We start from the raw sequence: 11,357 nt of genomic DNA on the forward strand, positions 1-11,357 counted from the left end.
TACGCAATGACCCCCGATGATCTCAAATCCCGCCACAGCGCGCTGTTGGCCGCGCGGTATAGCGGCACACGCTCTGTGAGCTATGATGGCAAGACCCTGACCTATGGCACGGATGCTGAATTAGCGGCCGCCATCTTCGACATCGAACGGCGCATCGCAAAGGCCGAGCGCGGCGCTGGGCGTATCCTGCGCCCCCATGCCGTAAAAGACCTGTGATGAACTGGCGGCAGCGCCTCGGCGCCTTTGTCGGTGGATTTGATGCTGGCCAGCACCATCGCCGTCTGCGCGGGTTTCAGGCGACGCGCGCCCATGTGAATGCGCTGATTGCGGCGTCTGGGCCCGATATCACCGCCCGCGCCCGCTGGTTGGTGCGCAACAATGGCTACGCGGCCAATGCTGTTGAAAGCTGGGCCGCAAATACTGTCGGCGACGGGATCAAACCAATCTCGCAAATTGCGGATGCGGCGCGCAAGGAAGAGCTGCAGCGTCTTTGGCTGGCTTGGACAGATGAAGCAGACAGCGAAGGTCTGACAGATTTCTACGGGCTGCAGCGGCGAGCCGCGCGCGAAGTCTTTCTGGCGGGCGAAGTTTTCTTCAGGATCAGGCCACGGCGTGCGAACGATGGGCTTTCCGTGCCACTGCAATTGCAAATGTTGCCCGCCGAGATGTTGCCGCAGCACCAAACGGGAATGGCTGGTAACGGTAATGCTATCCGTCAGGGGATTGAATTCGACCGGGTTGGACGCCGTGTGGCCTATCACTTCCTTCGACGGCACCCCGGCGACAGCACCGATCTGGGATTGGCGGGGGAGATCGTGCAGGTTCCAACAAGCGAGGTGATCCATGTGATCGACCCCGTTGAGGCGGGGCAACTGCGTGGGGTCTCGAAGCTGGCACCGGCCATCGTGAAGCTGTTTTTGCTCGATCAATACGACGATGCCGAGCTGGACCGCAAAAAGGTCGCCGCGATGTATGCGATGTTTGTGACCTCCCCTGCCCCAGAAAACCCCCTGCTGCCGTCCGAGGATGACGACATGCTGGGCGGCTTCGAAATTAGCCCCGGCCAGGTCGTGCGGCTGGATCCGGGCGAGGATGTGACCGTGGGCCAGCCTGCAGATTCAGGGGCAACCTACGAGCCGTTCCAATACCGCACGCTGCTGCAGGTCGCCTCGGCGCTGGGCATTCCTTATCCTTATCTGACCAATGACATGGTGAAGGGGAACTTTTCGAACTCGCGACTAGCCCTTATCGAATTTCGGCGTCGCGTTTCGGCCTGGCAGCACTCTGTGATGGTCTTTCAACTTTGCCGTCCTGTCTATGCGCGCTGGATGGACGCTGCAGTGCTATCGGGCGCATTGGTTCTGCCCGGCTATGAGGCCAACCGGTCACAGTTGCTTGCGGCCAACTGGCTGCCGACCAAATGGGATTGGGTTGATCCCCTGAAGGATGCCAATGCCGAAATCGCTCAGATCGAGGCAGGGCTCAAATCCCGCACCCAAGCCATCGCCGAGCGCGGCTATGACGCAGAACAGGTCGACCGCGAAATCGCCGCCGAACGCAGCCGCGAGCGATTGCTCGGCCTCGACTTCCGCCGCCCCGGATCGCCCGCGCAAGGTGTGCAAGCTTTGCCGGGCCCGGATGAAAATGGAGACGAAAACGACGACAGCGACCCAACAGATGAAACCGATGACGCGCAAGACCCTTCGAGCAAGCCTGAGGACCAGACATGATGCTGCATGCCCGCATTGCCGCGCGCGCCTTCAACACGCCGCTGCTGGTTGAGCCCTCCAAAGCCATGGCGTTTCTTTCCGGCCTTGGACCACGCATCCTTGGGCGGCAGGTCGATATTGGTGACGAAAACGGCGGTCTGGAAGGCCTCGTCGTTCCGCCAGCGCGCGCCAGCATTCTAGCAGGTGGGATGCTGGACGATTACCGCCAGCAGGGTGAGGCCCCCTACGCGGTGGTGGATGGCATTGCTGTGATCGAGGTCTCCGGCGTGCTGATCCATCGTGGGGCTTGGATCGGACAGTCCTCGGGCCAGACCAGCTATGAAGGGATAGCAGCACAGATCGAGGCGGCTGCAAGCGACCCGTCCGTGCGCGGCCTCGCATTGGAAATTGACAGTTTTGGTGGCGAAGTTGCGGGTGTTTTTGACCTTGCAGATCGTATTCGTGCAATTCGCGCCATCAAACCCATCTGGGCTTTTGTGGCAGAACACGCCTTCTCGGCCGGTTATGCGCTGGCAAGTCAGGCGGACCGCATTCTGCTGCCGCGCACCGGGGCGGTGGGCAGCATCGGGGTCGTGGTGATGCACGCCGATCTCAGCGGTCAGCTTGATCAAGACGGGGTGCGCGTCACGCTGATCCACGCAGGATCGCACAAGGTTGATGCCAATCCCTACACACCCCTGCCCGCTGATATCCAAGACGACATTCAGCGCGAAATCGAGGTGCTGCGGTTTCTCTTTGCGGAAACGGTGGCAGCGGGGCGCGGCGCGCAGCTTAGCCCAGAAGCCGCACTCGCCACCGAGGCCGCCAGCTTTCGCGGGACCGAGGCTGTGGCGGCGGGTCTTGCCGACGAAGTCATCGATCTTGCGCGTGGGTTTGCCAGTTTTCGACAAAGCTTGTCTCCGATCCGCGCATCCGTCTCATCCCGCGTGGCCACCACGGCCCAAATTCAATCCCGAAAGGATCCTCTCATGCGCAACGACACCTTGCCACAGACCGAACCCGTCCCCGATGAAGCTCAAGACAGCCAAACGCAGAGTGATATTGCCGCAAATGGCGGCACAGATCCCGAAGTGCCACCCACTACAGCCCTTGTTTCCCAATCGCTCGCAGCCCCTCCCGCAGCATCAAACTCACCAAAAGCTGACCCGGCCTCCGCACTCCAGACATCCCTGCGGGCCGAACTTTCCGCCCAGCTTCGCCTTGAAGCGGCAGAGATCACCGAGATCGCAGCGCAAGCGGGACGGCTTGGCGTTACTATCGATGCAGCAAAAGCCCTGAGGGAGGGCACCACGCCTGCGGCGCTGCGCCGTTCAGTGTTGGAGCACGCGGCGGCCGCAGCCGATGCGCGGGATGTGGTGGCAATCACCCCCGCCCCGGCAGTTTCTTCGAACAGTGAAAGCCCTATTGTTGCCGCAGCCAAACGCGCCGCTGCCTCCGGCGCAAAACGCTAAGCGGTCCCACAGCCGCCATACTCCCACGACCATGTTAAGACTCCGCCGCTCCTGCCCAGCGGTAAATTGCTTATGCCTCCATCCCCAGAAGGATCCCCGACATGACCGTCCTGACCCAACCGCCCAGCCTGGGCGATATCCTCAAATATGAGCTGAACCCAAATTATACCCGAGAAACTGTCATTCTGTTGGCAGGAACCACCTATCCCGTGGGTGCTGTGCTGGGCCGCATCACCGCCAGCGGTAAATATAAGCTGGCCACCTCCGGCGGTACGGATGGCGCGCAGACAGCTGCCGCCATGCTGCTCTACCCGGTCGATGCCTCTGGCGCAGATGGCACCGGCCTTATCATCGCGCGCGGCCCCGCCATCGTCTCCAAAGCCGCCCTCGTCTTTGACGCCACCGTCGATGATGCCGCCAAAACCGCGACCAAGCACGGCCAGCTCGCAGCCCTTGGCATCATTCCGCGCGATACCGCTTAATCCAGATCGCGCAACGGCGCATCAGCCGGGCGGCTTCGCTGCCCATGATCCCCAAACCAAGGCTATCCCCACCCTTTTTGCTGGAGTTTCCCATGACCCTCACCCGCAACCCGTTTGACGCGGGCGGCTATTCGCTCGCCGAGATGACGCAGGCGATCAATATCCTGCCCAATCTTTACACCCGGCTCGGCCAGATCGGCCTCTTTCGCTTTGAGGGTGTCTCGCAACGCGCCATCGTGATCGAACAGCATCAAGGCGTGTTGAGCCTCCTGCCCTCTGTCCCCCTCGGCGCCCCTGCCACCGTCGGCAATCGTGAAGCCCGTTCCATGCGCTCGTTCGCGCTGCCTTGGATCCCGCATGATGATGTGATCCTGCCCTCGGATATTCAGGGCATGCCCGCACTCGGCGTCTCGGACGCAGCCGACCCGCTGGTTGAGGTGATGAACCGCAAGCTGCAGCTGATGCGGCGCAAGCATGCCCAGACTCGCGAATATATGGAGATGAATGCGCTGCGCGGCATTGTGAAGGATGGTGCTGGCACCACGCTTTACAATTACTTCACCGAGTTTGGCCTTGAGCAACTCGCCATCGACTTCATCTTTGGCACCGCCACCACCAATATCCAAGGCAAGGTCCGCTCTGTGTTGCGCGCGATTGAGGACAACCTTTTGGGCGAGACCATGACCACCGCGCATGCGCTGGTCAGCTCGGAGTTCTTTGACAAGCTGATCAGCCATCCCAAAACCGAAGAAGCCTACAAGTTCTTCTCCGCAACGGGCGGGCAGCCCTTGCGCGAGGACATGCGCCGCGCGTTTCCTTTCGCAGGCGTTCTTTTTGAAGAGTACAACGGCTCTGTCACCCTCTCGAATGGGACGGCAGAACGGTTGATCCCGGCGGGCGACGGCATTGCCTTTCCCTTGGGCACGTTTGATACCTTCACCACCTATGGCGGGCCGGCCAATCTCTTGGAAGCGGCCAATACCATTGGTCTGCCCCTCTACGCCCGCCAGCATCTTGATGAGAAGGGCCGCTGGATTGATCTGATGACGGAAAGCTCGATCCTGCCGGTCAACAAGCGGCCGCGCATGGCGATCCGGCTGACGAGTTCGACTTAAGGGCTGTCGTCATGCACGCATTTACTATGGCCCTTGATCTGCTCTTTGCGGATCCCAACCTTGCCCAAGAGGCGTGGTATCGTGATTGCGAAGGCCAGTTCACCAAGCTCCGCATCATTACCCGCAGTGCAGACAGCATCACGGACTTTGGGGCGGCAAGGCTCTGGTCCGAGACCTTCCGCTTTGATGTGCGCGTGCGAGAGCTGCCCAATCCCCGCTCGCAAGAGCAAATCCAGATCGGCGATGAGACGTTTCTAATTCAAGGCAAGCCTGTGCGCGACCGCGACCGGCTGATTTGGACAATTGAGGCGGCCCTAGCATGAGGATCAAACTCGATCTTGCGCCTGATCTGATCGCGGCGATGGCCGCCGAGATCAAAGCAGGCGAAAAAGCTGTCTCAACCGCCATGTATGAGGCTGGAACGGGGCTGAAGACCGCTTGGCGCGCTCAGATCACCGGGGCCGGTCTTGGGCGGCGGCTGGCAAACTCGATCCGGCTCGCCAGCTATCCCAAATCTGGTGACAGCCTGAGTGCGGCCGCTTTGGTGTGGTCGCAAGCGCCGGTGATCATTCGCGCGCATGACACCGGCCCGTTGATCCGGTCCAAGGACGGGTTTTGGCTGGCGATCCCTACAGCGGCTGCGGGCAAATCAGCCCGTGGTGGCCGGATCACTCCGGGTGAATGGGAACGCAAGCAAGGACTGAAGTTGCGGTTTATCTATCGCAGGCGGGGGCCGAGTTTGCTGGTGGCTGAAGGGCGGCTGAACAGCCGTGGGTTGGGTGTCGCGTCAAAGTCAAAGACCGGGCGCGGCATCGCAACCATGCCGATCTTTTTGTTGGTGCCACAGGTAAAGCTGGCGAAACGCCTTGATCTGGCGCGCGATGCAGGGCGGGCCGTGGACCGCGTGCCAGGGTTGATTGTAGCGAACTGGGTTGAGGGCAAAGTCTGATGACACGCGAAACCATCCTGACCGCTCTTGCGGATCTCTTGCGGCTGATCCCGTTCGTGCCGGTTCTGCGCGGCGAGGTCCTGCCTGAACGCGTGCCAACTTCTGGCCTCATAATCTTGCGTGATGGCGATCCGGGCGATCCGGCGGTGACGCTGTCGCCGCTTTTATATCACTTCCAACATCGCGCGGAGCTGGAGGTCATCGTGCAGGGTGTGGCCCGTGATGCGGGCTTTGCCACACTTTGCGGCCAGATTGGCGCTGTGATCTCTGGCGACCACACGCTTGGTGGCCTCTGCGATTGGGTTGAAGCGGAAGCGCCGCGCCCGGTCGATCTGCCCGTTGAGGGCGCGGCGAGCCTGAAGGCGGCGGTGATCACCATCGTCCTGCATTACACCACCACCGGCCCACTGGCCTGACACCCCATCATAATGAGGAGACCCCCATGGCACGAGCGCAAGGCGCGCGGGCGCAGATGGCGCTGGCGTTTGAGACTATTTATGGCACCGCCCCAACCGCGGGGTTCAAGCTGATGCCCTTTGCCAGTACCTCGCTAGGGGCTGAGCAACCGCTGCTGGCCTCGGACCTTTTGGGCTATGGTCGCGATCCGCTGGCCCCGATCAAAGATGCGGTGACGGCGGACGGTGATGTCTCGGTGCCGATTGATATCGAGGCGCTCGGGTTTTGGCTCAAGGCCGCCTTTGGCGCGCCCGCCACCAGCGGCACCACGCCTAAAACGCACACCTTCACCTCAGGGTCTTGGGCGCTGCCGAGCTTCTCGGTGGAAACCGGCATGCCGGAGGTACCGCGCTATGCGATGTATTCGGGCTGCATGCTGGATCAACTGAGCTGGACCATGCAGCGCTCGGGGCTGTTGACAGCGACGGCCAAGATCATCGCGCAGGGCGAGACGATTGCCACCGCATCAGGTGCGGGTACGCCCGCCGCAATCGCGCTGCAGCGCTTTGGCCACTTTAACGGCTCCATCAAGCGCAATGGCACAGCCCTTGGCCATGTGGTCTCGGCAGAGATTACCTATGCCAACAACCTTGAGCGGGTGGAGACCATCCGAGCAGATGGCAAGATCGATGGGGCGGATCCGGCGATGGCGGCTTTGACGGGTAAGATTGACGTGCGCTTTGCTGACAGCGCGCTGGTGACCCAAGCCATTGACGGCGCGCCTTGCGAGTTGGAGTTCAGCTACAGCCTTGGGGCCAGTGCCAGCCTCAGCTTTACCGCCCATGCGGTCTATCTGCCCCGGCCCCGGATCGAGATCCAAGGGCCGCAGGGCATTCAGGCCTCGTTTGATTGGCAGGCGGCGAAGGGGACGACGCCTGCACGGCTTTGCACCATTGTCCTCACCAACTCAGTCGCGAGCTATGCATGATAGAACTCAACCTTTCCAACGGGCCAAGATGGCTTGATCTCATCGCAAGCCTGCGTTTGCAGCTGCGCCCGCTGACCACCTCGCTGATGGTGGCCGCGCGCGCGGACCCTGCGATCCAAGACCTTGCCACTGGTGCCAGTGATGATGAACGCGCCGTGGCCTTTGCCAAAGCGCTTGCCCGCCTGGCCATTCTCGATTGGGAGGGGGTGGGCGATGCGAGCGGCGCGCCACTTGCACCTTCTGAGGCGGCCATTGATGCCCTGCTTGATCTCTGGCCGGTGTTTGAGGCGTTTCAGACCCTCTATGTTGCCAAAGGTCTGTTGATTGATGCGGAAAAAAACGGCTTTGCGCCCTTGCCGAGTGGTCCTTCGGCGGGGGTGACGCCTATTGCGCCGCCTGTGAGCAAGACTGCCTCGACTGCCCCAGCCGCGTAAACGCACCGCAGACTTATGAGGGCTGGCAGGTTTGGGACCTGGTGCAGCGCTTGGGCGGCCAGCTGCGGCTGGCGCAAGGGCCGTCAGGCAATGCGGTGATTGGCTGGGACATGGCGGCAGCCTTTGCGCTGGCCTCTGCGCTTGGGCTTTCGCCGCTGGCTGTGGCCGAGATGCTACCGGCTGTAGAGGCGGTGATGGTTCAGAAACTTAACGAGAGAATGGAACAAGGGCTATGACCGAAAAACGGGTCTCTGTGCGCCTCTCGGCCAGCGGCGGACGGCAAGTGCGCGCCGAGCTGGAAGGTGTGGGCGATGCGGGCAGCCGCGGCTTTGGCAGGCTGAGCCGAGAGATGGATCTGGCCAATGCGCGGCTTGCGGCGCTTATCACGCCGGGCGGCCCTTGCGGCGGGCGTTATGGCTGCGGCCACAGTGGTGGCGGGGGTGGCCATGATCCGCTCTGGCCTGCAAACCGTCGATGCGCAGGCCAAAATGGCGCAATCTCTGGGCACCACGGTGGAAAGCCTGCAAGTGCTGGACCGGGCCGCTGATCTCTCTGGCGTCTCGATGGGCAATGTCGAGCAGGCCACGGTGCAGCTGACAAGGCGTCTGAGCCAGGCAGCGGCAGGTGCTGGCCCTGCCGTCGAAGCGCTTGACCGCCTTGGTCTGTCTGTCAGCGCGCTGCAAAGCCTGCCGCTTGATCAACGTATTGCCTTGATCCAAGACAGGCTGGCAGAGTTTGTGCCCGAGGCCGAGCGCGCGGCGGTTGCGTCACAGCTCTTTGGCGACCGCGCAGCCTTGGTGTTTACGCGCATTGATACCGCCACGCTGCGCCAAGCCACCGCTGACGTGACTGATTTTGGCATTGTTGTCTCCGAACAGGACGCAGATCAGATTGAGCGCACCAATGATGCGCTCTCACGGCTCGGGTCTAATCTGGCGAGGGTGTGTCAAACCAGCTGGCGGTGGCAGCGGCCCCGGCCCTTGAGGCGGTGGCCAACGCACTGGCGGCGGTGTCCAAAACCACGGGACCGCTGGGCCAAGCGATTGCGGGTGTTTTCGACAATCTGGGACGGCTTGGCGCTTATGCGGCGACCTTTGCCACCTTCCTTGCCGGGCGCTGGGTTGCAGCAATGGCCATAGCGGCGCTGTCGGTGCGCGGGCTTGCCACAGCCCTTGTGGTCGTGCGGGGCGCGCTGATCCGCACCGGCATTGGCGCGCTGATCGTGGGCGCAGGTGAGTTGGTCTATTGGTTCACTCGGCTTGTTGCGGGTGCTGGCGGCTTTGGCGCCGCGATGGGGCTATTGAACGACGTCGCGGTCGAGGTCTGGGGCCGGATCAAAATGGCGGCCAGCTCGGCTGGGGCCGCGGCCACCGCGATGTTCTATGATCTGAAGGCGGACGCGGCCATGGGCATGGCGTCCGCAATTGAAAGCGTGGTGGGGTTTGGCAATGCGACAGCCAACACCTTTGAAGGCGCTCTTCTGGCCGTGAAAGAGATCTGGTCGCGCCTGCCCAGCGTGATTGGCGATCTGGTGTTCACAGCGGCCAACCGCATGCTCGACGGCATTGAGGCAATGCTGAACGGGGCCCTCGGGCAAATTGACGCCTTTACCGGCAAAATCCGGGATGCGCTGGCAGCTGTTGGGATCGAGACAGCCTTTGGTCAGATTGGCGAGATCAGCCTTGGCGATATTGCAAACCCCTTTGCCGGGGCCTCAGCCGAGGCGGGCACGGCGGCGGCAGAAGCGTTCCAGCGCGCCTTTGCCAAAAATCCCCTGACCGCCCCTGATCTTGGTCTGAGCGGCCTTGCCACTGACGCGCTTGCGACCGCGAACGGCTACCGCCAGGCCGCGAGCGATCTTGCCGCAGGGGCAACAGCGCCGCTTGCAAGTTGGCAGGCGCTCAAAGATGCCGTAAGCGGCAGTGGTGCTGCAGGCGCTGATGCGCTTGATGAGGCACAGGCCTCGGCCTCAGGCGTTGCGGATGCCTTGGACAGTGCCACAAACGCGGCCAACTCTGCAGGTGGGGCGGTCAAGGCCGCCGCCGAAGTGGCCAAAACTGGCTGGGCGGCCGTCTCACAATCCTTGGCGGACTATTCCAAGCAGGCGATGGACTGGGGCAAGGGGCTTGGCAGCACTTTGGTCAGCGGCTTTCAATCGGCTGAAACTGCGTTCAAGCAATTTATCACCACCGGCAAGTTCGACTTCAAGTCCTTGGTGTCTTCCATCCTTGCTGATCTGGCAACGCTGGCGTTCAAGCGCGCGGTTCTGGGGCCGATCGCCAACGCGCTGTCTGGGGTCTTTGGGGGTGGAGATATATTTGGCTCGGTTTTGCATGCAGGCGGCATGGTCGGGACTGGCGGAACCAGCCGCAGGGTTCCAGCGCTGGCCTTTGCAGCAGCCCCGCGGATGCATGCCGGAGGCTGGGCGGGCCTTAAACCCGATGAGGTGCCCGCAATCTTGCAGCGTGGCGAGCGGGTGTTGAGCCGCAGGCAGGCAGCGGGCTATGGCGCAGGCGGGGCGGCACCAAACATGTCGATCTCAATTGACGCGCGCGGCGCACAAATTGGCGTGGCCGAACAGATTGAGGCCCGCCTGCGCGCGGCGCTGCCCGAAATCGCGCGCATCGCCAAGCAAAGCGTCGCGGACGGGCGGCGGCGGGGTCAGGCGATATGACAATTCCAGTGTTGCCGCTGGTGCTGGTGTCCGCACTTGAGCGGCAGTCTGGTTACTTCCGTGGCCGAGGCACGCTCACCCTTTACCGGCACGTCGCAAATCCAAGACTGGGGCGCATCATGGTGGGAGTACCAGATTGAAATGGCGGTAACGCAAGGCGCCAATGGCCGCAGCCTGTCTGCGTTCTTTGCCGCTTTGGGCGGTTTGCGGGGGCGGTTCCTGTTTCCCGACCCAACGATTGAGGTGCTGGCGGGGGCGGGTAATCCTTATGTTACTGAGACGCAGGCGGCGGGTAGCGCAACGCTGCGCACCGCAGGCTGGGGACTTGGTCTGCGCGCAGGGGATTTTTTCCAGTTGGGATTGGACGCGACGACACGGCTTTATCAACTGACGGCGGATGTGACGCCAGTGGGTAGCGAGGCCGAACTGGCGTTTGTGCCGTCCTTGCGCGCTGTTGTTCAGGTTGGCACGCCGATTGGCCTGAATGCCCCGTCCGTTCTTCTTCGGCTAACGGCGCCGGTGCCGACGGTCATTGGCCGGGCGGATCAGCATCGGTTTACGATCTCAGCCCGAGAGGCGCTTTGAACTGCGAGGAAATCTGACATGAGCCGAGATGTAACCGCCGCTTTTGCTGCGGCACTGGCAGAGCAACACCTTCGCCCGGTGATCTTCTTCGAGGGCCAATTCGCCACGGGCTGGGTGCGGATTTGGTCGGGGCTGGGCGAGATCGTGCTGGAATGGCCAAACTTGGGCTGGGGCTGGATCGCTTCTGGGCATCGGTTCTCTTGATGAAACCGGCGAGGTCGTGGCGGGTGGCACGGCGGTCTCGTTGTCTGGCGTACCGCTTGATTTGGTGCAAATGGCCATTGAGGAAGCGCGTCAGGGTTTGCCAGGCCGGATCTGGCTTGGGCTTTTGTCTGAAACAGGCCAGATTATCGCCGATCCGGTGCAGGCCTTCTCGGGCCGTCTTGATGTACCAGAAATCAAGGATGATGCTGACAGCTGCACGATTACCATCAGCTATGAAAGCCGGTTGATCGACCTGACCGTGGCGCGGACCTGGCGCTATACCCATGAAAGCCAGCAGGTGCTGTATCCAGGCGATCTTGGCTTTGAATATGTCACCGCCATTCAAGAC

The 11,357-nt window shown here is 62.0% G+C and carries 16 protein-coding genes; all 16 read left to right on the forward strand.

All coding sequences use genetic code 11. From position 1 onward, the window contains the following. The first annotated feature begins 6 nt into the window (after nt 1–6). The gene (locus RNZ50_26835) at nt 7–216 is read left to right on the forward strand and encodes a hypothetical protein (GenBank protein ID MDT8858574.1); all 210 of its coding nucleotides are present in this window, start codon (nt 7–9) and stop codon (nt 214–216) included. Then, nucleotides 216–1,730 (forward strand): phage portal protein, encoded by a 1,515-nt coding sequence (locus RNZ50_26840; GenBank protein MDT8858575.1) that lies wholly within the window; start codon nt 216–218, stop codon nt 1,728–1,730. Before RNZ50_26835 ends, RNZ50_26840 begins: the two co-directional genes overlap by 1 nt. Continuing rightward, nucleotides 1,730–3,181 carry a S49 family peptidase gene (locus RNZ50_26845; GenBank protein MDT8858576.1) on the forward strand — a complete coding sequence of 484 codons (1,452 nt, stop codon included), beginning with the start codon at nt 1,730–1,732 and terminating at the stop codon, nt 3,179–3,181. Before RNZ50_26840 ends, RNZ50_26845 begins: the two co-directional genes overlap by 1 nt. Nucleotides 3,182–3,282: 101 nt before the next feature. Continuing rightward, entirely contained in the window at nt 3,283–3,663 is a 381-nt protein-coding gene (locus RNZ50_26850; GenBank protein MDT8858577.1) for a head decoration protein, read from the forward strand. A 92-nt stretch (nt 3,664–3,755) separates the two neighbouring features. Next, a complete protein-coding gene (locus RNZ50_26855) occupies nt 3,756–4,778 on the forward strand; it encodes a major capsid protein (GenBank protein MDT8858578.1) in 1,023 nt (340 codons plus the stop codon). 11 nt (nt 4,779–4,789) lie between these two features. Next, on the forward strand, nt 4,790–5,101 hold the full coding sequence (locus RNZ50_26860; protein MDT8858579.1) for a hypothetical protein: 312 nt from the start codon (nt 4,790–4,792) through the stop codon (nt 5,099–5,101). Next, nucleotides 5,098–5,727, forward strand: coding sequence for a DUF6441 family protein (locus tag RNZ50_26865; GenBank protein MDT8858580.1), 630 nt, complete (start codon nt 5,098–5,100; stop codon nt 5,725–5,727). Before RNZ50_26860 ends, RNZ50_26865 begins: the two co-directional genes overlap by 4 nt. Continuing rightward, complete coding sequence (locus tag RNZ50_26870) at nt 5,727–6,143, forward strand: acyl-CoA transferase (protein MDT8858581.1); 417 nt, start codon at nt 5,727–5,729, stop codon at nt 6,141–6,143. The genes RNZ50_26865 and RNZ50_26870 overlap by 1 nt, the downstream gene beginning before the upstream one ends. A 26-nt stretch (nt 6,144–6,169) precedes the next feature. Next, complete coding sequence (locus RNZ50_26875; protein MDT8858582.1) at nt 6,170–7,111, forward strand: phage tail tube protein; 942 nt, start codon at nt 6,170–6,172, stop codon at nt 7,109–7,111. Further along, nucleotides 7,108–7,545, forward strand: coding sequence for a hypothetical protein (locus RNZ50_26880; protein MDT8858583.1), 438 nt, complete (start codon nt 7,108–7,110; stop codon nt 7,543–7,545). The genes RNZ50_26875 and RNZ50_26880 overlap by 4 nt, the downstream gene beginning before the upstream one ends. 41 nt (nt 7,546–7,586) lie before the next feature. Beyond that, complete coding sequence (locus RNZ50_26885) at nt 7,587–7,781, forward strand: hypothetical protein (GenBank protein ID MDT8858584.1); 195 nt, start codon at nt 7,587–7,589, stop codon at nt 7,779–7,781. A 177-nt stretch (nt 7,782–7,958) separates the two neighbouring features. Then, entirely contained in the window at nt 7,959–8,684 is a 726-nt protein-coding gene (locus RNZ50_26890; protein MDT8858585.1) for a hypothetical protein, read from the forward strand. A gap of 434 nt (nt 8,685–9,118) precedes the next feature. Further along, complete coding sequence (locus RNZ50_26895) at nt 9,119–10,219, forward strand: phage tail tape measure C-terminal domain-containing protein (protein MDT8858586.1); 1,101 nt, start codon at nt 9,119–9,121, stop codon at nt 10,217–10,219. Nucleotides 10,220–10,279: 60 nt separating this feature from the next. Beyond that, nucleotides 10,280–10,804 carry a hypothetical protein gene (locus RNZ50_26900; protein ID MDT8858587.1) on the forward strand — a complete coding sequence of 175 codons (525 nt, stop codon included), beginning with the start codon at nt 10,280–10,282 and terminating at the stop codon, nt 10,802–10,804. Between the two features lie 18 nt (nt 10,805–10,822). After that, nucleotides 10,823–11,008, forward strand: coding sequence for a hypothetical protein (locus RNZ50_26905; protein MDT8858588.1), 186 nt, complete (start codon nt 10,823–10,825; stop codon nt 11,006–11,008). Between the two features lie 16 nt (nt 11,009–11,024). After that, nucleotides 11,025–11,357: hypothetical protein (locus tag RNZ50_26910; protein ID MDT8858589.1), on the forward strand; the 333-nt coding region annotated here is incomplete at its 3' end.

The sequence above is a fragment of the Paracoccaceae bacterium Fryx2 genome (assembly GCA_032334235.1).
Classification (GTDB): domain Bacteria; phylum Pseudomonadota; class Alphaproteobacteria; order Rhodobacterales; family Rhodobacteraceae; genus JAVSGI01.

What these genes read in the sequence shown, in the direction of transcription:
- RNZ50_26835 (MDT8858574.1), top strand. Translation starts at nt 7, where the DNA reads ATGACCCCCGATGATCTCAAATCCCGCCACAGCGCGCTGTTGGCCGCG.
- RNZ50_26840 (MDT8858575.1), top strand. Translation starts at nt 216, where the DNA reads ATGAACTGGCGGCAGCGCCTCGGCGCCTTTGTCGGTGGATTTGATGCT.
- RNZ50_26845 (MDT8858576.1), top strand. Translation starts at nt 1,730, where the DNA reads ATGCTGCATGCCCGCATTGCCGCGCGCGCCTTCAACACGCCGCTGCTG.
- RNZ50_26850 (MDT8858577.1), top strand. Translation starts at nt 3,283, where the DNA reads ATGACCGTCCTGACCCAACCGCCCAGCCTGGGCGATATCCTCAAATAT.
- RNZ50_26855 (MDT8858578.1), top strand. Translation starts at nt 3,756, where the DNA reads ATGACCCTCACCCGCAACCCGTTTGACGCGGGCGGCTATTCGCTCGCC.
- RNZ50_26860 (MDT8858579.1), top strand. Translation starts at nt 4,790, where the DNA reads ATGCACGCATTTACTATGGCCCTTGATCTGCTCTTTGCGGATCCCAAC.
- RNZ50_26865 (MDT8858580.1), top strand. Translation starts at nt 5,098, where the DNA reads ATGAGGATCAAACTCGATCTTGCGCCTGATCTGATCGCGGCGATGGCC.
- RNZ50_26870 (MDT8858581.1), top strand. Translation starts at nt 5,727, where the DNA reads ATGACACGCGAAACCATCCTGACCGCTCTTGCGGATCTCTTGCGGCTG.
- RNZ50_26875 (MDT8858582.1), top strand. Translation starts at nt 6,170, where the DNA reads ATGGCACGAGCGCAAGGCGCGCGGGCGCAGATGGCGCTGGCGTTTGAG.
- RNZ50_26880 (MDT8858583.1), top strand. Translation starts at nt 7,108, where the DNA reads ATGATAGAACTCAACCTTTCCAACGGGCCAAGATGGCTTGATCTCATC.
- RNZ50_26890 (MDT8858585.1), top strand. Translation starts at nt 7,959, where the DNA reads ATGGCTGCGGCCACAGTGGTGGCGGGGGTGGCCATGATCCGCTCTGGC.
- RNZ50_26895 (MDT8858586.1), top strand. Translation starts at nt 9,119, where the DNA reads ATGCTGAACGGGGCCCTCGGGCAAATTGACGCCTTTACCGGCAAAATC.
- RNZ50_26905 (MDT8858588.1), top strand. Translation starts at nt 10,823, where the DNA reads ATGAGCCGAGATGTAACCGCCGCTTTTGCTGCGGCACTGGCAGAGCAA.